General features: G+C 40.3%; 18 protein-coding genes and 1 rRNA gene. 12 read left to right on the forward strand and 7 right to left on the reverse strand.

Annotated features, from left to right (window positions below; all coding sequences use genetic code 11):
* The first annotated feature begins 44 nt into the window (after positions 1-44).
* Both BM386_RS23195 and BM386_RS23200 read left to right on the forward strand, forming a co-directional pair.
* Positions 45-854, forward strand: a complete 810-nt coding sequence (locus BM386_RS23195; protein ID WP_244545608.1) for a glycosyltransferase family 2 protein — start codon at positions 45-47, stop codon at positions 852-854.
* Between the two features lie 128 nt (positions 855-982).
* A complete protein-coding gene (locus tag BM386_RS23200; protein WP_091698531.1) occupies positions 983-1,804 on the forward strand; it encodes an FkbM family methyltransferase in 822 nt (273 codons plus the stop codon).
* 21 nt (positions 1,805-1,825) lie between these two features.
* On the opposite strand, the gene BM386_RS23205 is transcribed toward BM386_RS23200, so the two are convergent.
* Both BM386_RS23205 and BM386_RS23210 read right to left on the reverse strand, forming a co-directional pair.
* Positions 1,826-2,536, reverse strand: a complete 711-nt coding sequence (locus BM386_RS23205) for a glycosyltransferase family 2 protein (protein ID WP_091698534.1) — start codon at positions 2,534-2,536, stop codon at positions 1,826-1,828.
* 234 nt (positions 2,537-2,770) lie between these two features.
* Complete coding sequence (locus BM386_RS23210) at positions 2,771-3,973, reverse strand: pyridoxal phosphate-dependent aminotransferase (RefSeq protein ID WP_091698537.1); 1,203 nt, start codon at positions 3,971-3,973, stop codon at positions 2,771-2,773.
* A 133-nt stretch (positions 3,974-4,106) separates the two neighbouring features.
* Here BM386_RS23210 and BM386_RS23215 point away from each other — a divergent pair, with 133 nt between their 5' ends.
* A complete protein-coding gene (locus BM386_RS23215; RefSeq protein WP_091698540.1) occupies positions 4,107-4,958 on the forward strand; it encodes a toxin-antitoxin system YwqK family antitoxin in 852 nt (283 codons plus the stop codon).
* 3 nt (positions 4,959-4,961) lie between these two features.
* Here the strand turns inward: BM386_RS23215 and BM386_RS23220 are convergent, their stop codons facing one another.
* Positions 4,962-5,489 (reverse strand): lipid-binding SYLF domain-containing protein, encoded by a 528-nt coding sequence (locus BM386_RS23220; protein WP_091698543.1) that lies wholly within the window; start codon positions 5,487-5,489, stop codon positions 4,962-4,964.
* Positions 5,490-5,519: 30 nt separating this feature from the next.
* A complete protein-coding gene (locus BM386_RS23225) occupies positions 5,520-5,876 on the reverse strand; it encodes a YraN family protein (RefSeq protein WP_091698546.1) in 357 nt (118 codons plus the stop codon).
* Between the two features lie 84 nt (positions 5,877-5,960).
* Between BM386_RS23225 and lipB the strand changes: the two genes are divergently transcribed.
* From lipB to BM386_RS23255, 6 genes are read left to right on the forward strand one after another with little or no spacing between them, the layout of a single operon-like run.
* Positions 5,961-6,686: a lipoyl(octanoyl) transferase LipB gene (gene lipB, locus BM386_RS23230; protein ID WP_091698548.1), complete on the forward strand. Its 726-nt coding sequence runs from the start codon at positions 5,961-5,963 to the stop codon at positions 6,684-6,686.
* Positions 6,683-7,084 (forward strand): hypothetical protein, encoded by a 402-nt coding sequence (locus BM386_RS23235; protein WP_091698551.1) that lies wholly within the window; start codon positions 6,683-6,685, stop codon positions 7,082-7,084. Before lipB ends, BM386_RS23235 begins: the two co-directional genes overlap by 4 nt.
* A gap of 9 nt (positions 7,085-7,093) precedes the next feature.
* A complete protein-coding gene (locus BM386_RS23240) occupies positions 7,094-7,843 on the forward strand; it encodes a 3'-5' exonuclease (protein ID WP_091698554.1) in 750 nt (249 codons plus the stop codon).
* A gap of 53 nt (positions 7,844-7,896) precedes the next feature.
* Positions 7,897-10,098: a ribonuclease R gene (gene rnr, locus BM386_RS23245; protein ID WP_091698556.1), complete on the forward strand. Its 2,202-nt coding sequence runs from the start codon at positions 7,897-7,899 to the stop codon at positions 10,096-10,098.
* Entirely contained in the window at positions 10,061-11,059 is a 999-nt protein-coding gene (locus BM386_RS23250) for a polyprenyl synthetase family protein (protein WP_091698559.1), read from the forward strand. The genes rnr and BM386_RS23250 overlap by 38 nt, the downstream gene beginning before the upstream one ends.
* Positions 11,060-11,689, forward strand: a complete 630-nt coding sequence (locus tag BM386_RS23255) for a rhomboid family intramembrane serine protease (protein WP_091698561.1) — start codon at positions 11,060-11,062, stop codon at positions 11,687-11,689.
* Between the two features lie 347 nt (positions 11,690-12,036).
* On the opposite strand, the gene rpmA is transcribed toward BM386_RS23255, so the two are convergent.
* Both rpmA and rplU read right to left on the reverse strand, forming a co-directional pair.
* Complete coding sequence (rpmA, locus tag BM386_RS23260) at positions 12,037-12,297, reverse strand: 50S ribosomal protein L27 (protein ID WP_091698564.1); 261 nt, start codon at positions 12,295-12,297, stop codon at positions 12,037-12,039.
* Between the two features lie 35 nt (positions 12,298-12,332).
* Complete coding sequence (gene rplU, locus BM386_RS23265) at positions 12,333-12,644, reverse strand: 50S ribosomal protein L21 (protein WP_091698570.1); 312 nt, start codon at positions 12,642-12,644, stop codon at positions 12,333-12,335.
* A 577-nt stretch (positions 12,645-13,221) separates the two neighbouring features.
* Between rplU and BM386_RS23270 the strand changes: the two genes are divergently transcribed.
* The 3 genes from BM386_RS23270 to BM386_RS23280 all read left to right on the forward strand — a co-directional run bounded on the left by BM386_RS23270 (position 13,222) and on the right by BM386_RS23280 (position 17,174).
* Complete coding sequence (locus BM386_RS23270; RefSeq protein WP_091698575.1) at positions 13,222-14,202, forward strand: ribonucleotide-diphosphate reductase subunit beta; 981 nt, start codon at positions 13,222-13,224, stop codon at positions 14,200-14,202.
* A gap of 39 nt (positions 14,203-14,241) precedes the next feature.
* Positions 14,242-16,647 carry a ribonucleoside-diphosphate reductase subunit alpha gene (locus BM386_RS23275; protein WP_091698579.1) on the forward strand — a complete coding sequence of 802 codons (2,406 nt, stop codon included), beginning with the start codon at positions 14,242-14,244 and terminating at the stop codon, positions 16,645-16,647.
* 80 nt (positions 16,648-16,727) lie between these two features.
* Positions 16,728-17,174 (forward strand): DUF1569 domain-containing protein, encoded by a 447-nt coding sequence (locus tag BM386_RS23280; RefSeq protein WP_091698586.1) that lies wholly within the window; start codon positions 16,728-16,730, stop codon positions 17,172-17,174.
* Between the two features lie 151 nt (positions 17,175-17,325).
* Here the strand turns inward: BM386_RS23280 and rrf are convergent.
* Positions 17,326-17,437: ribosomal RNA gene (gene rrf, locus BM386_RS23285) — 5S ribosomal RNA — on the reverse strand.
* Positions 17,438-17,621: the final 184 nt, after the last annotated feature.

Genomic DNA, 17,621 nt, shown 5'->3' on the forward strand with positions numbered 1-17,621 from the left:
CAACTTTTCCAACAAAGTAAGAACTCACAGACTATTCAATTAAATTGCAGCTACTTCAACATTACTTCAAAACCTTGAACCCTACCGTTTCCATCATAATACCCTGCTACAATCAAGCAAAGTTCCTTGCTGAAACTGTCCAATCTGCTCTTAATTCCACCTATTCAGCCCTTGAAATCATCATCGTAAATGATGGCTCAACAGACAATAGTGAAGAAATCGCCGAAGAGTTAACTGAAAAACACAGCAATATCTATCTGCTAAATCAGAAAAATGCTGGAGTCGCAGTAGCTAGAAATGCCGGCATTGAGTTTTCTAAAAGTAAATACATCCTGCCTTTAGATGGAGATGACTTGATCTCAAAAGAATACCTAGAGGAAGCTATCAATTTCTTAGAAAAAAAACCTCAGGTAAAAGTTGTGTATTGCGAAGCTGTGAAATTTGATGAAAATGGTGAACGCCCTTGGAATTTAAAACCCTTTAGTTTAAATGCATTAGCCCGAGACAATATGATTTTTGTAAGTGCTGTTTTCAGAAGAGCCGATGCGCTAGCCGTCGGTAGCTTCAGCGAGGGCATGAAAATGGGTAGAGAAGACTGGGAGTTTTGGATCAAAATGCTGAAAAACGGTGGAGAGGTGGTCAAATTACCTTTTATTGGTTTTTTCTACAGGATTCATTCTGGAAGCAAGCGAAAAAAAACAGGGACTTCCCAGAAGAAAAAAGAACGAATTGCATATTTAAACGAGAATCATAGAGAGTTTTTTGAGCGGGAATTAAATGGCCCACTTCGTATTCAACGAACGTGGTCAAAGCCATATAATAGTCTTATGAAATTTTTGGGCTTACTTTCATAAGTCTGAAAAAACAAACAGCTATCACCGATACAATAAATCTAGCTGTACAAAAACATGATTTATGAAATCGAGCCCGCCTGAGAAGCTCTGCACAAGCTTTGTGCCCACTAAAAACCTATTTTAACCCTATGAAGAACCATTTTAAGAATACGTTTAAAAAAAAGTGGAAGAAAATCCGTTTTAACCTAAGCGCATCAAATCACCCAATATTCACTTTTTATTATAAGAATCTTTACTCCCCTAAAAAGGGAACCTTAGCAGAGTTCATATCGAATTATTCCAAATCAAAGGCCGGAGAATTCTTTGTGATACAGATTGGAGCAAACGATGGTATCACCAACGATCCGATCCATAAATTCATCAAAAGAGATCATTGGAAGGGGGTATTGCTAGAACCGCAACAAAATGTTTTCAAAGATGAATTATCCAAAATCTACCGACTTGACAAGGGAATACATCCCATTTGTGCTGCAATAGGTTCGGAAGACGGAAGTCAAAAATTACATAAAATCGCGTTTTGCGATAGCAGATGGGCAACTGGATTGGCGTCTTTTTCTCTGGATAAGTTAAAACTGGCTTTTGAAAACGGAGTAGTAGAAAAAAACTGTTCAAAAGAAGGCATACAAATTCCCGAAAACCTAGAAGATAGAATTAGTTACAATGAAGTCCCCGTCATATCACCTAAGTCACTCATTAAAAGATTCAAAATAGCCAAAATTGATTTGTTACAAATTGATGCAGAAGGCTATGATTTGGAGGTGATAAAGATTTTTGACATTGCTAAAACCAAACCTCAAGTGATCATTTTCGAAAATGAGAATTTAAATCCTGCTGACTTGGAAAATTGTTATCACTCCCTCAAATCAGAAAATTACCAGCTCAAAGAATTCGGCAGAGATACCTTGGCGGTGAAAAAAGAATTAACTCAATTCGAGCATTTTTTCCACTAAAACTCCTTTAGTGAAGCAGGATTAAATCTTATCCATCCCCTTCCAAAACTTTAGGAAGTAGTATTTCAGCGGATTGCTGTATTTCAATTGCTTCCATGGTCTGCTCGCATGTGGTCTGTGCCACACTGGCGCATTCATCAGCACATAGTTTTTAAATCCAAGTTCAATTGACTTCTTGGAAATAAAGGTGTCATACCAATCTTTGGCCTCATCCAAGCCCATGAAATCGTAAACTTTCAAAAAATCTGTTGAGAAAAGTGTACAGCAGAAACTTAAACTTCTAGAGGTATCAATTACGGATTCCTTCACTCCTTTGAATTTTAAGTAAGGGAAATTTACCACTCCTTTTTCATCAACTGTCACCGACCCGACAAGACCTGATTTAGAATTAGCTTTTTGAAAATCCAGCAAATCCCTGATCGTATTTTCCTTCACCACGACATCTGATTCTATGACCAATAGTGGAAGATTAGCTTCATTTGCCATCTTCTGAGCCATTTGAAGTACCAGTTTGTAATTAGGAGAGGGATGATCAGTATGATCTTCCAAATGGATCAGCTCATATCCTATGCTTGGTTGATTCTCATTTAATCCAGCTTTGGTCTCTGGAGTACTGAAGTCATTAAAAATAATATGCCTCACTTTCACCGTAGAACCAGCAATTGCTCTAGCTGTATCCAAAGTCGTTTCTAGAGAGTTTTTTACTGGGGTGATTACTATAACTTCAGCCATAAGGTAAATTTTCCCAAAAATAAGCCTTTCTGGCTAGGCAAAAAATAACCCCGACAATTGCCGGGGTTAAGTTTTAAGATTTGATGCTTCACTTTTACTTTCAAAAAAGCTTAAGCTCGTAGCAAGGACGATCAACTTTTCGATTGAGGCCACTTCGGTCGCCCGTCTTCCGTCTTCGGTCAGCTCAGCAAAGAAAAGAGCAATTCTGGCATCGCAACCGATAATCCGATAAAATTAAGCTAGCTCGCCTAGCGCTTTTTTCATTCTGCCTAGCGCATCGACCAATTCCTCATCAGAGGCAGCATAAGAAAGTCTGATACAATCCGGCGCTCCAAAAGCAGCTCCAGTCACAAGAGAAACATGTGCTTCAGCCAGAAGGTAAAGGCAAAGATCGTCTGCATCTTTCACGTCATGCCCTTTAGCAGACTTACCAAAGAAAGCAGTTACATCCGGGAAGAAATAAAATGCTCCTTCAGGAACGTGAGTTTTGATGCCTGGAATATCACGCAGTAAATCCAATACCAAACCTCTTCTTCTCAGGTAAGCATTTGCCATTTCCGTAGTTGGTGTTTGATCACCGGCGATTCCTGCCAATGCAGCACGCTGAGCGATACCTGTACCTCCTGATGTGAATTGGCCTTGGATTTTCTCCACGGCCTTTGCCATCCAAACTGGAGCACAGATATAGCCTACTCTCCAGCCAGTCATTGCATATCCTTTGGAGAAACCGTTCACCGTGATCGTTCTGTCAAACATTCCTGGGAAAGATGCGATGCTATAGTTTCTACCTGCAAAGTTGATTTTCTCATAGATCTCATCTGCGATCACCATGATATTCTCATGCTTTTGAACTACTTCAGCAATTGCCTCTAGCTCTGTTTTACTGAATACAGACCCTGTAGGATTACAAGGAGAAGAATAGATAACACCTTTAGTCTTTGGAGTGATAACAGCTTCCAATTGAGCCGCAGTGGCTTTGAAGTTGTTTTCTAAAGTACCTTCGATCAATACAGGAACTCCGCCTGCCAATTTGATGATCTCGGCATAACTCACCCAGTATGGAGAGAAAATCACCACCTCATCGCCTTCATTGATCATGCACATAAATACATTGGCAATGGAATGCTTCGCACCAGTAGAAACAACTATATTTTCTGCTTTTGCCTCGGAGATTTCATTTTCTTCGCGAAGCTTCTTTGCGATAGCTTCTCTCAGATCCTGATAACCCGCTACAGGAGGATATGAAAAGTACTTTCCTTCGTCGATTGCATCTTTTGCAGCCTCTTGGATATGCTTTGGTGTCTTGAAGTCAGGCTCACCTAAACTAAGGCTGATGATGTCAACCCCTTGTGATTTCAGCTCTCTTGCTTTTTTTGCCATCGCAAGAGTGGCTGATTCCTCCATATTGATTATCCGGTCTGATAAAATAGAATTCATTGTTTGAGAGATTTTTTTACAAATTCCACAAAAGTAAAGAGAAGATTATAAAATCTAAACAATCGGTGGCTTTTGATCTCGAAATGTTATTTTTGGATAAAATACACCGAAGTAAATTGCGTTTTTATTAAATATGAATCGATTTTATATCAGTTTTCTGTTTTTCCTTCTTCTGAGTCGTGTTTCTTTTGCGCAAAGTGAAGAATCTGAAACCAAATCAGATCCTGATTCAAGCGGTGTGGTAAATTCTAGATTGCTCCCCACTACCATGCCTTTGTTACTTTTTGATGACTCCAAGGAGAAGGAAGAAAAGAAGGAGAAAAAGAAGAAAGCTCGGAAAAACGAATGGTTTGGGATAAAAACGAAGAAAGGATATACCAGGCAGGAAATACGTGGACAGCAGATTTTTGAACACTTTAATTATACTGACGCTACACGCAAACCTGATCCTTATATTCGCGACGTTTATTGGTTTGACACGCAAGATCGAAGTATCAAAACCAAAGATTATGAAGTTGGAAAAGGATATCTACTGCACGGCCCCTACGAGCGGGTGATTAATGAGGAAGTGGTAGAAAGTGGCATGTTTTATTACGGCACAAAGCATAAAACCTGGATGCTCTTTGATTCAGAGAATGTGCTACAAGATAAAAACCACTTCGAAGCAGGATGGCCTAGGGAATCACGAACTCGGTACTTTGATCAATCCTCAAAGACTATTCAGGAAATAATCCCTGTGCAGTACGGTTTGGAGGAAGGTAACTACTTCTACTTCTATGAGGACAAGCAAGTAGCTGTAACCGGTGAATATCAATACGGCGAAAAAGTCGGTCTATGGACCGAATACTGGGACTATAACAATACAAAAGCTGTCAGAAAACGGGAAATCCAGTATCAGGAAACGGCTTATACAAAAAATTTCCGCCCTTACATTCGTGCTGAATGGGATAAGGACGGAAATCTGGTCTATCGAAAAGACAATTAATTATTAGTCTTCTCTGAATTTGAATTGCTGACCTCCTACCGAGGCCTCGTACATTAATCCACCTTTGGTTCGGGTAAATACTGCAACGCCATCCACATATTTTGCATTCAAGGAAGCGCCGGAAGCAGCTGCTACTGCAGAAACCTGGGCAGACATTTCCACTTTACTCGTTTTGAATCGATCAAAGGCCTCCTGATCTTCGAAAAATACGACTTCAGAATACGCTTGACCACCTGCTTGAAAACCTATGGTAACCTGAGTCATTTTTGCGTAGCCGATTTTACTACCGCCTTGATAGGCAACTCCGTTTCCAGCAGCTCCACCGATTCCCAAACCACCTTTTCCTACATTGGGCAAAATAATATAGCCATAAGAAGAGTCGAATAATTCCTGCATACTCGGGTCATCTTCGAGAAAAGCTGCTTTTGCATCTTGACTGTCTGACTCAATTTGCTTGTCTTTACTTTCACTCTGTGCAAAACCTATTAAAGCTATCAAAGCAAAAAAGAAGGTGAATGTCAATTTTTTCATACAGTTAAGAATAATTAGTTGGTTTGGTGATTAATAGAAAGCATCTTCAAAATGCCTGAAATTGATTTTCCCTGTTCGATCCTTATAAACGCCTATGATGTCAAAACGGATATCGTTGTGCCAGTCCTTTTCATAAATATAATGGTCAGCCGCTTTGATCAACAGTTTGCGCTTAGTAGCATCGACGAACTCCTCTGCAAAACCGAAGCCAGTCCCGGATCTAAACTTGACTTCAACAAAAATTAACAACCCACGGTGCTTTAAAATCAAATCGATCTCGGCATGTCCATGACGGTAATTTGTATCAAGCAATTCGTATCCTTTTCCTACTAACCAATCTGCAGCGAGTTGCTCTGCGAGTTTTCCTGAATCGTTGTGCTCAGCCATCTTGGATATTTGTTTAATTTTGAAAAATCAATGAACGAACCCGATTTGAGTTCAGTTGAAAAGTAAATCCTTCGGGACCATTCGATGAATGAAATTATCAATAAAAAAGTAGAATTCCGAGATCTTGGGCAGGTTGATTATCAGCAGGCTTGGGATTATCAGGAGCAGTTATTTGCGGAAACTGTCGCTTTGAAAATAAAAAACCGCCCTTTGGCTCCAGCCGACCAAGTTCCAAGTAACAATTACATGCTATTTGTCGAGCATCCTCATGTTTATACCTTGGGTAAAAGTGGGAAGGAAGAAAACCTGCTTTTGGATGAAAACGGTCTCAAAACGCACCAAGCCCAGTATTACAAAATCAATCGTGGCGGAGATATCACCTATCACGGCCCCGGCCAGCTCGTAGGTTACCCAATTTTAGATCTTGACAATTTCTTCACGGATATTCATAAGTACCTGAGATTTCTGGAAGAAGCGATCATTTTGACGTTGGCTGATTATGGAGTACCAGCAGGAAGGATCGATGGATTAACTGGCGTTTGGATAGATCATTTGGAACAAAAAAATCCTAGGAAAATCTGTGCAATGGGTGTGAAATCAAGCCGCTGGGTCACCATGCATGGTTTTGCGTTCAATGTAAACACCGATATCAGCTATTTTGGACACATCATCCCCTGCGGCATCGATGATAAAGAAGTCACCTCACTTCATCTGGAACTAGGTAGAGCTGTGGATATTCAGGAAGTCAAAGCTCGGGTAAAGCAGCATTTGGTCAACCTATTTGAAATGGAGCGTATAGAAGCAATATGAAGAAAGACATAGATTTCAGTCCAGTGACTGGAGTAAAACTAGCGATAGCAAAAGAAGAAACCGCAGCAGGTACAGAATGGGCAGTTTACATCATCAATTTAAATTTGATAGAGTTAAAAAATGTGATGATCACTTCCAAGGGCTATGGTGAGATAAATGGAGAATTAAAGAAAACTTCCACTCTTCGCCACATGATCGATGAGCTAGGAGAGCAGGCGGTGGCTAAAGTTGAGGCAATTGATCCGGCGGTATTTGCTTTGAACAATGAGTTTTGGGTGAGTTACTATATTTTGGATCAGATTTTTGATAAAAAGTTTATCTTTACTTCAGGCAGTTTTGACACTGGATTCATCAAGATGATTCCCGAAATTGGCCTAGAAGGAGTTCTCCACGCATAATGACGGATTATGGCAGATTTTTTTGATCAACTGAATGACATCCTGTTTCTAGATATAGAAACAGCTTCATTGACTGAAAATTTTGAAGAACTGCCAGAGCGTATTCAAGATGAATGGCTGAAGAAAGAACGGCTAATTCAATCGCCAGAACATCTTCATGATCCAGGTGCTTTATATTTTGACCGAGCGGGAATTCACGCTGAGTTTGGGCAGGTAGTCTGTGTAGGCGTCGGCTATTTTCAATGGAAAAAGAAAGACAAAAAACTGGCGTTCAGATCAAAATGTTATGCCCATGAAGATGAACGGGAACTTCTTTTGGAATTTAAAGCTTTGTTAGAGAAGAAAAAATGGATTCTTTGCGCTCACAACGGTAAGGAATTTGATTTTCCATACCTCTGTCGTAGGATGCTCATTAATGGAGTATCTTTGCCGGAGCCTTTACAGATCTCCGGGAAAAAGCCCTGGGAAGTTCGCCATCTCGATACGATGGAGCTTTGGAAGTTTGGAGACTATAAACATTACACCCGCTTGGAGCTTTTGGCTTCAGTTTTTGGAATTCCATCTTCAAAAGATGATCTTGACGGAAGTCAGGTCAACACCACTTTTCATCTGGAAAAAGACGTAGAAAAAATCAAAAAATACTGCCTGAGAGATGTGGAAGTCACAGCTCGAGTATATATGGCTATGCATCCGCAGTCGGATGACTTAGAAATAGAAATCATCCATTTAGAAGATTCAAAAAAAGATCATAAAGATTAATGGGCGCAGGGACATAAATCTTTTTACCTTAACCCTAATCAACAACCCAAATCATGGGAAGAAAACAACACAGAAAAAACAACAGCAAAAATCAAGGAGGGAAACAAACAGACGCAGCCAGCTTGGCCCGCAGCATCCTTCAATTTTTAGATGCTCACTATGGAGAAGAATTCAACTCCAAGCAAATCATAAAGAAACTCGAAATCAGAGACGCCATTACAAAAGGGGGCGTAGAACCTGTACTAAGCAAATTAGTAGAAGCGGGTTCGGTTTCTAGAAATCCAAGAAATTATTACTCATCTACACAAGACCCTGAATTTATAGAGGGAATTGTGGACTTTGTAAATCCAAGATTTGCATTCATCGTACCACTCGATCCTGAGAAGGTCGATGGGGACATTTTAGTCAAAGAAGCTGACATGAAGCAAGCGCTGGATGGTGACAAAGTCCGCGTGATGGTCTATCCTCTCAAAGGAAAAACCGGTCGGGTTGAAGGCAAAGTGCTGGAAGTCGTGGAAAGAAGCCGGGACGAATTCGTGGGCAGAGTGGAAATATCACCACGATTCGCCTTTGTCGTTCCTGATTTCAAGAAAATGCACAAGGACATCTTTGTGCATAGAGGTGAACTCAACGGTGCACAGCACGGAGAAAAAGTAGTAGTAAAACTCACCGAATGGAGAGAAGGCGATAAAAACCCAACCGGACAAGTGACACGTGTACTTGGCAAAGCCGGTGAACATGAAGTAGAAATTCACTCCATCATGGCCGAATTTGGTTTACCATTTGAGTATCCTGAGGAGCCAGAAAAAGAAGCTGAGGCTATCTCTGAAAAGATTACTGCCAAGGAGATCAAGAAAAGAAAAGATTTCAGAGATGTATTGACTTTCACGATTGACCCTGCAGATGCAAAGGATTTTGATGATGCGATTTCGTACAGAAAGTTAGAAAATGGCAATCACGAAATCGGAGTGCACATCGCCGATGTGACTCATTATGTGCAGCCAAAGACAGCGTTGGAAAAAGAAGCTTACAATAGAGCCACTTCTGTCTACCTAGTAGATAGGACCATCCCTATGCTTCCGGAGCGATTGAGTAATGGACTTTGCTCACTTCGTCCACATGAAGACAAATTAACTTTTGCCTGTGTATTCGAAGTGGATGACGAGGCAAATGTGAAGAAACATTGGATTGGAAGGACAGTTATACACTCGGATAGAAGATATGCCTACGAAGATGCGCAGGAGAATATAGATACTCAGTCAGGCGATTACTTTGAGGAACTAACTCTGCTTAACGTGATGGCAAAAAAGATCCGCCAACGAAGATTTAAACATGGAGCTGTCAACTTTGAAACGGTAGAAGTAAAATTCAAGCTGGATGAAAAAGGCACACCACTTGGTCTGATGATTAAGGAGCGAAAGGACATTCATAAGCTCATAGAGGAATTCATGCTTCTTGCAAACAAGTATGTAGCAGAATTCATTTTCAATAAGAATAAAGGAAAAGATACTTTTGTCTATCGTACACACGATTCTCCGGATATGGAGCGATTGGATACATTCTCCGGCTTTGCGAAGCGATTTGGCCATGAGTTCGAGATAGCAGACGAAAAAACTATATCCAAAGCACTGAACAAGCTGATGGAAGATATTCAGGGTAAGCCTGAGCAAAACGTGCTTGAACAACTTGCAATTAGAAGTATGGCAAAAGCCAAATACACCACTGAGCCAAAAGGACACTTTGGGTTGGCATTCGCTCACTACTCCCACTTCACCTCTCCTATCCGTCGTTATCCTGATATGATGGTACACAGGCTACTGGAACTATATCTTGAAAATGGTAAGTCTCCAGACGCTGAAGCTTGGGAACAAAAATGTGTGCATTCCTCAGAGCGTGAAAAACGTGCAGCAGATGCCGAAAGAGCCTCAATCAAATACAAGCAAGTAGAGTTCATGTCTCTTGCCGAAGACAAAGATTATGAGGGAATTGTAGCAGGCGTGACCGAATGGGGAGTGTTTGTAGAGATCACCGAAACCAAGTGTGAAGGCATGATTCGAGTGCAGGACATGGATGATGATTACTACGATTTCGATCAGAAAAACATGCGTTTGATTGGCTCGAAAACAAAAAAAATGATCACTTTGGGCGACAAAGTGAAGGTCAGAGTAGTTAATACAGATATTGACCGTAGAACGATAGATTTGGAATTTGCCGATAATGACAAGAAAAAACCACGCGCACGAGTTATTAGGTAAGCTGGAAACCTTCATCCAGAACCTCCCGAGTGCTTTAGAGCTAGGAAAAACACCCCGAGAACTTTATGATCCCATTACCTATATTTTAAGCTTGGACGGAAAAAGAATCCGTCCTTTGCTTAGTTTATTGGCTTATGGGATTTATAAGTCAAATCCAGAAGAAATCCTCAGTCAGGCTGCAGCAGTTGAAGTTTTTCACAACTTCACCCTGATGCACGACGATATTATGGACGATGCTCCTTTGCGAAGGGGAAAAGATGCTGTCCATGTGAAATGGAATAAGAACGTGGCAATCCTTTCTGGTGATGTGATGCTGGTAAAAGCATATGACCTACTGCTACCGACAGAAGTAGATAAACTTGGAGATGTTATTCGATTGTTCAACAAAACAGCATCTGAGGTTTGTGAAGGACAACAGTTCGATATGAATTTCGAGTCCTTAGAGTACGTCCATGAAGACGAATACATTACCATGATTCGTTTGAAGACTGCCGTACTCTTAGGATTTGCTTTGCAGCTTGGAGCTTTGCTGGCTGGAGCAGAGAAAGAAGATGCGCAGAAACTGTATGTCTTTGGTGTAAATGTAGGTGTAGGCTTCCAGCTCAAGGACGATTTACTCGATGTCTTTGCTGATCAGGCAAAATTCGGTAAGCAAGTTGGCGGTGATATCATTTCCAATAAAAAGACATTCTTACTGATCAAAGCACTGGAACTAGCCGAAGGAAAAGATGCTGAGACATTGAACTATTGGCTTTCTCAAAATGAATTTGATAAAGAAGAAAAAGTGAAAGCCGTTCGGGGGATTTATGAAAAGCTAGGTATAAAGTCAATTACTGAAGCCAAAATGAATTCTTATTTCGACGCTGGATTTGCACAATACGACGCGATACATTTCAAAAACGAAGACTATTTCCTTGAACTCAAAAAAATCACTCAGGACTTAATTCACAGGGAAAAATAAATGGATTTATCAATTACAATTGTCCTGATCATAGTCACAGCAATTAGCAGTTACTATGGAATCAATAATGCGGCTTATATGGAACGCTGCATGTTCATTCCTTACAAAATAAAGCGTAACCAGCAGTGGGATCGATTCATCACTTCCGGATTCATCCATAAAGACTACATCCATCTTTTCTTCAACATGTTTACCTTCTACTTCTTCGGAGGAGTAGTTGAGCAGATCCTTGCTTACAAGTTCGGTGTAGTAATAGGGGGGGCGGTCTATGTACTGTTTTATCTTTTGGGAATTATCATTTCAGATATTCCTACCTATTTGAAAAATCAGGATAACAGCTACTATAGAGCCTTAGGAGCCTCAGGAGGAACGGCTGCTACAGTTTTTGCCAGCATCATTATTCTTCCGCTGTCAGACATCTGCCTGTTTGGAATACTTTGCTTACCCGGATTTATATTAGGATTTCTATTTCTGATTTACTCTTATTTCAAAGGCAAAAACCAAGACGACGCGATCAACCATGACGCACATTTGTACGGTGCACTATTTGGAATCGTCTTTATTTTGGTGATTTCCCCTGAGAGTGCCACGACATTTATAAATGAAGTAATGAGCTACAGGCCGTTTTAATCAGGTATAAAACTTAAAAAAATCCCGACTGAATGTTAGATCAGTCGGGATTTTTTATGTTGAATTTTTAAGCTAAAATACTACTGGTCCGGAATTGCTAAAAGAATGACAACTGGAAATGAATTGCAGTCTAAAAACTTTAATAGTTAAGGTCAAAGTCAAAAGGTTTGAGCCTAGCTATAGTTAGCTGAATCGCTAAAATTTATAAGAGTACCTAATAAAACCTAAGCTATACTCTCCACTGTCCCTACCATTAAGATCTCTGGCAACACTGCTGATAAATGTACCCACAAAAAAAGCTCTTTCAATTGAATGAAAGAGCTTCCTGAGTTGGTTGATGCTTAAACTTAAGCTTCAGCAGGCAATACGCTTACGTATGATCTGCCATCATATTTTTTTCTGAAGGTAACAACACCGTTAGCTGTTGCGAATAAGGTATGATCTTTACCTAGCCCTACATTCTCACCTGGGTGATGTAGCGTGCCTCTTTGTCTTACGATAATATTACCAGCGATTACTACTTCGCCACCGAATTTCTTCACACCCAATCTCTTGGATTGAGATTCTCTACCGTTTCTGGAACTACCGACGCCTTTCTTATGTGCCATGGTTTTATTCTTTTATCGTTTTCAGAAGAGAAAACTTAGATTGTAATACTTTCTATCAAAACTTTGGTGAAATCTTGTCTGTGACCGTTCTTCTTCTTGTAGCCCTTTCGGCGCTTCTTTTTGAAGACGATGACTTTATCACCTTTTACGTGATCTAGGACCTTCCCAGATACCTTTGCTCCAGCTAATAGAGGAGCTCCTACAGACACAGTTCCATCAGCCTCAGCTAATAGTACCTGGTCGAAGTCGATGGAAGCGCCAGTTTCTAAGTCTAGCTTTGGAGCATAGACAAACTGATCTTGCGTTACTTTGAACTGCTTTCCTGCGATGTTTACAATTGCGTACATAGTTCTTGATTCTTTTGAAATCGGAGTGCAAATATAGGAAAGTTGATTGGAACAAAAAAACAGCCTTCCGAAATATTATTTGTCTTTTTCATGGAACCTTTGCATTTCGATTCTCAAGGCTGAAAATCCCCTTAAGAATTCTCATTCAATTGCCAATTTTATTGATAAATGATTTCTAGAATTTGGTCAGCTTTTATTCCAACTTATTGATGATCAAATTATTGAAAAGCAAAGTTAATAACGCACAATACTTGACCTACATTCAAAATAGCTCTTGAATTTTGGTTGAAAAAATTTTTTGAAATTATTTAAATTTATTTCAAACCCCTGAAATCAGCCCATTTAGTTAATCTAAAGATAGATATCACTAATTACAAACCTTTGATATATTGGATAATATACAGTTTTTGACCATTGTTCAGAAACTGTATTAAACCGTCACTTCAGAGGTTTTATTTCCCAGAATTGATTCACATATTTGTTCAAAGGCTGTTCTAAAAAGGCAGCCTTTCTCATCCCCACACCAGGATAAATTATAAAAGAAAGCAAAACAATACGCTAAAAAATTAAAGAAGCAATGCAGTACGAACCAATATTAGAAGAGAATAAGAATCGCTTTGTTTTATTCCCAATCCAACACAATGACATTTGGCAGTATTATAAAAAGGCAGAGGCTAGTTTCTGGACTGCTGAAGAGATAGACTTAGGTCAAGATATGGTGGATTGGAAAGCGCTAAATGATGGCGAGCGTCATTTTATTTCTCACGTTCTAGCTTTTTTCGCTGCAAGTGACGGGATTGTAAATGAAAACTTAGCAGAGCACTTTGTCTCTGAGGTTCAATATACAGAAGCGAAATTTTTCTACGGTTTCCAGATCGCGATGGAAAACATCCACTCTGAAACGTATAGCCTCCTTATAGATACATATATCAAAGATGCTACCGAGCGTGACAAGCTCCTTAATGCGATTGAGCATATTGATTGTGTGAAGAAAAAGGCTGACTGGGCTTTGAGATGGATTGATAATGGTAACTTCCAAGAGCGTTTGATCGCTTTTGCAGCAGTGGAAGGTATCTTCTTCTCTGGTTCTTTCTGTTCCATTTTCTGGCTAAAGAAAAGAGGTTTGATGCCAGGTCTTACATTCTCCAATGAATTGATTTCCCGTGACGAGGGATTGCACTGCGATTTTGCTTGTCACCTCTATACACAGCATCTAAACAATCAATTACCAAAAGATACGGTAAGAGAGATTATCAGAGATGCTGTAGAAATCGAAAAAGAGTTTGTAACTGATGCACTTCCTGTGAGACTGATCGGAATGAATTCTGACTTGATGTGCCAATACATAGAGTTTGTCGCTGACAGACTACTTGCGGAATTAGAATGTGAAAAAATATGGAACAGCACAAACCCATTTGACTTCATGGACATGATTTCGCTTCAGGGTAAAACTAACTTCTTTGAAAAAAGAGTTGGTGATTACCAAAAAGCCGGCGTTATGAAATCTAATGAAGGCTCAGACGATTCACCAAGGTTCTCCATTGGTGAAGACTTCTAATTACCCAAATTTTTCCATCAACCTAAAAATCCCAAAGAAATGCTAGTATTAAAAAGAGACGGAAGGAGAGAGTCAGTACGATTCGACAAGATTACAACAAGAATTGAAAACCTCTGCTATGAGCTGGATCCCAAGTTTATTCAGCCAATTGATGTTGCTAAAAAAGTAATTGATGGCCTGTATGACGGAGTATCTACAACCGAGCTAGATAATCTGGCAGCAGAAGTTTGCGCATCCCTCACAGTGAAGCATCCTGACTATGCCATCTTAGCAGCAAGGATCGCTATCTCCAATCTCCATAAAACTACTAGCCAGTCTTTTTCAAATACCATGAAAAGACTATATACACATGTGAACCCAAAGACTGATGAGAATGCAGCTTTGCTTGACCCTGAAGTATATGGCATTATCAAAAATAACGCGGCAAAACTAGATGCTGCAATAGATTACAAAAGGGATTTTGGGTATGATTATTTTGGTTTCAAGACTTTGGAGAGAAGTTACTTGATCAAATTGAATGGAAAAGTAGTAGAACGTCCTCAGCATATGTTGATGAGAGTGGCTGTTGGGATCCACAAAGAGGATATGGATTCAGTGATCGAGACTTACAACTTACTTTCTGAAAAGTGGTTTACACACGCTACCCCTACCCTTTTTAATGCTGGTACTCCTAAGCCTCAGCTTTCCTCATGCTTCCTGCTTACGATGAAGGACGACAGTATTGACGGGATTTATGACACGTTGAAGCAATGTGCCAAGATCTCACAATCTGCCGGAGGAATCGGACTTTCTATTCACCATGTAAGAGCTAAAGGCTCCTACATCAAGGGTACCAATGGTGTTTCAAATGGTATCGTACCAATGCTTAGAAACTTTGACATGACTGCTCGCTATGTGGATCAGGGCGGAGGTAAAAGAAAAGGAAGCTTTGCTATTTACTTAGAGCCTTGGCATGCAGATATTAAAGATTTCTTGGAGCTAAAAAGAAATCATGGTAAGGAAGAAATGAGAGCTAGAGATCTATTCTATGCACTTTGGATCCCTGATCTGTTCATGAAGCGTGTTGAACAAAATCTGGAGTGGTCACTTTTCTGTCCACACGAGGCGCCAGGACTTTCCGAATGCCATGGAGAAGAGTTCGAAAGATTGTATGAAAAGTACGAGAGAGAAGGTAAAGCACGTGAGACTATCAAAGCACAGGAGCTTTGGTTCGAAGTTCTAGAATCTCAGATCGAGACTGGCACTCCATACATGCTTTATAAAGATGCTGCAAATGGTAAGTCAAACCAGAAAAACCTTGGCACCATCAAGTCTTCTAACCTTTGTACAGAAATCATTGAATACACTGCTCCGGACGAAGTAGCTGTGTGTAACTTGGCCTCTATCGCGCTACCAAAATTTGTAACACAAGGTCCTGATGGAAAATTATTCTTTGACCATCAGAAACTATACGAAATCACCAAAGTAGCGACCAAGAACCTGAATAAGGTGATTGATGTAAACTACTACCCAGTAGAAGAAGCAAGAAGATCAAACTTCCGTCATCGCCCAATCGGTTTGGGTATCCAAGGTTTAGCAGATGCATTTATTATGCTTCGCATGCCTTTTGAATCTCCTGAGGCTAAAGGCCTGAATGAGGACATCTTCGAAACCATGTATTTTGCTGCTGTGGAAACTTCCATGGAGCTAGCAAAGGTTCAAGGTACTTACGAGACTTATGAAGGATCTCCAGCTTCTAAAGGAGAGCTACAGTTTGACCTTTGGGGAGTGAAACCAAAATCAGGAAGATGGAATTGGGCTGAGGTAAAAGAGAAGATCAAGAAGTACGGAATGAGAAATTCCTTGTTGATGGCTCCTATGCCTACAGCATCTACTTCTCAGATCCTTGGCAATAATGAGTGCTTTGAGCCTTACACATCAAACATCTACACAAGAAGAACGCTGTCAGGTGAGTTCATTATCGTGAACAAACACTTGATGAAAGATTTGATTGCACTAGGACTATGGGATGACACCATGAGAAACAGATTGATCTCCACAAATGGATCAGTGCAAAACATCCCTGGTATCCCTCAGCACATTAAAGATCTCTATAAGACAGTATGGGAAATCTCTCAGAAAGTCATCATTGATTTGGCTGCCGACCGTGGTGCATACATCTGCCAGTCACAGAGTATGAATGTCTTCATGCAAGACCCTAACTTCGGCAAACTGACATCTATGCACTTCTACGCATGGAAGAAGGGGCTTAAGACAGGAATGTACTACTTGAGATCGCAGGCAGCTACAGCAGCTATTAAGTTCACGCTGGACAAGACTGGCTTTGAGCCAAAAGCTGCGACAAGCACTCAGCAAGAAGTTCCGCTTAAAACACAAAAACAGCAGCAAGATGCAATAGCTTGTTCGTTGGATGATCCAGATAACTGTGAAGCTTGCGGTAGCTAAGATTTAAAGTTCACTAATCACCAAAAAGCGTTTGAGAAATCAAGCGCTTTTTTTGTACCTTAAAAACTCAAGCCTGAAAAATGGAAAGCAAAATAATAGAGAAAAAACTAAAGAATTTAACACCCGAAACACCAGCTCAGTTTGGAATAATGTCTCCTCAACATATGGTGGAACACCTGACAATAACCGTTAAAATTGCTTATAACAGAATCAGTATTCGAGATTTTGAACCTAATGAAAAGCAACTGTTTCAAAAAAGAGCGTTGCTAGACACAGACATGGATTTTCCTAGAGGGGTGATTGCGCCAGGTATGAAGACTGGAGACTTAATGCCACTAAGAAGTGTGAATTTAGATGAAGCTAAGAAGCAACTGCTCGATAGCATCACTGCATATAATGCCTATTTTGAAACATCTCCCAATAACACAACTGTTCATCCAAGGTTTGGGAAGTTGACTTATGCGGAATGGGAAAGGTTCCATCCAAAGCATTTTGAGCACCATTTCAAGCAGTTCGGGATTTGGTAGAACTAATACCGGCTAGACCTATAATTATCAATCCTCTTATGCTTAGATAATCCTATTGCCGAATTTTGATTTTTGAGATTGATATTTACAATCACTAAAAAGAGTCTATAACGCAAAAAAGCCTTCCGTTTACACGAAAGGCTTTGAATAAATGAGGCGGCGACCTACTCTCCCGGGTGTAACCCCAGTACCATCGGCGCTGCAGGGCTTAACTTCTCTGTTCGGGATGGGAAGAGGTGGGACCCCTGCGCTAGGCCGCCTAAATCTTGATGTCCGATGACCGGTGTCCGTTGCCGGATGATCATTCGTCCATATAATATCTTAAGTTCTTTGTCTTTGTCTACATCGGTCACCCGACATCAAACATCCAACAATGAATAACATGTCTTTGCAGAAACTGTAACAAACGTAGGGTAAGCTTTTGGGCAATTAGTACTACTCGGCTAT

Source organism: Algoriphagus locisalis (assembly GCF_900116615.1).
Lineage (GTDB): Bacteria > Bacteroidota > Bacteroidia > Cytophagales > Cyclobacteriaceae > Algoriphagus > Algoriphagus locisalis.

What these genes read in the sequence shown, in the direction of transcription:
- rplU (WP_091698570.1), bottom strand. Translation starts at nt 12,644, where the DNA reads ATGTACGCAATTGTAAACATCGCAGGAAAGCAGTTCAAAGTAACGCAA.
- BM386_RS23270 (WP_091698575.1), top strand. Translation starts at nt 13,222, where the DNA reads ATGCAGTACGAACCAATATTAGAAGAGAATAAGAATCGCTTTGTTTTA.
- rpmA (WP_091698564.1), bottom strand. Translation starts at nt 12,297, where the DNA reads ATGGCACATAAGAAAGGCGTCGGTAGTTCCAGAAACGGTAGAGAATCT.
- BM386_RS23200 (WP_091698531.1), top strand. Translation starts at nt 983, where the DNA reads ATGAAGAACCATTTTAAGAATACGTTTAAAAAAAAGTGGAAGAAAATC.
- rnr (WP_091698556.1), top strand. Translation starts at nt 7,897, where the DNA reads ATGGGAAGAAAACAACACAGAAAAAACAACAGCAAAAATCAAGGAGGG.
- lipB (WP_091698548.1), top strand. Translation starts at nt 5,961, where the DNA reads ATGAATGAAATTATCAATAAAAAAGTAGAATTCCGAGATCTTGGGCAG.
- BM386_RS23235 (WP_091698551.1), top strand. Translation starts at nt 6,683, where the DNA reads ATGAAGAAAGACATAGATTTCAGTCCAGTGACTGGAGTAAAACTAGCG.
- BM386_RS23275 (WP_091698579.1), top strand. Translation starts at nt 14,242, where the DNA reads ATGCTAGTATTAAAAAGAGACGGAAGGAGAGAGTCAGTACGATTCGAC.
- BM386_RS23225 (WP_091698546.1), bottom strand. Translation starts at nt 5,876, where the DNA reads ATGGCTGAGCACAACGATTCAGGAAAACTCGCAGAGCAACTCGCTGCA.
- BM386_RS23240 (WP_091698554.1), top strand. Translation starts at nt 7,094, where the DNA reads ATGGCAGATTTTTTTGATCAACTGAATGACATCCTGTTTCTAGATATA.
- BM386_RS23210 (WP_091698537.1), bottom strand. Translation starts at nt 3,973, where the DNA reads ATGAATTCTATTTTATCAGACCGGATAATCAATATGGAGGAATCAGCC.
- BM386_RS23215 (WP_091698540.1), top strand. Translation starts at nt 4,107, where the DNA reads ATGAATCGATTTTATATCAGTTTTCTGTTTTTCCTTCTTCTGAGTCGT.
- BM386_RS23220 (WP_091698543.1), bottom strand. Translation starts at nt 5,489, where the DNA reads ATGAAAAAATTGACATTCACCTTCTTTTTTGCTTTGATAGCTTTAATA.
- BM386_RS23280 (WP_091698586.1), top strand. Translation starts at nt 16,728, where the DNA reads ATGGAAAGCAAAATAATAGAGAAAAAACTAAAGAATTTAACACCCGAA.
- BM386_RS23250 (WP_091698559.1), top strand. Translation starts at nt 10,061, where the DNA reads ATGACAAGAAAAAACCACGCGCACGAGTTATTAGGTAAGCTGGAAACC.
- BM386_RS23205 (WP_091698534.1), bottom strand. Translation starts at nt 2,536, where the DNA reads ATGGCTGAAGTTATAGTAATCACCCCAGTAAAAAACTCTCTAGAAACG.
- BM386_RS23255 (WP_091698561.1), top strand. Translation starts at nt 11,060, where the DNA reads ATGGATTTATCAATTACAATTGTCCTGATCATAGTCACAGCAATTAGC.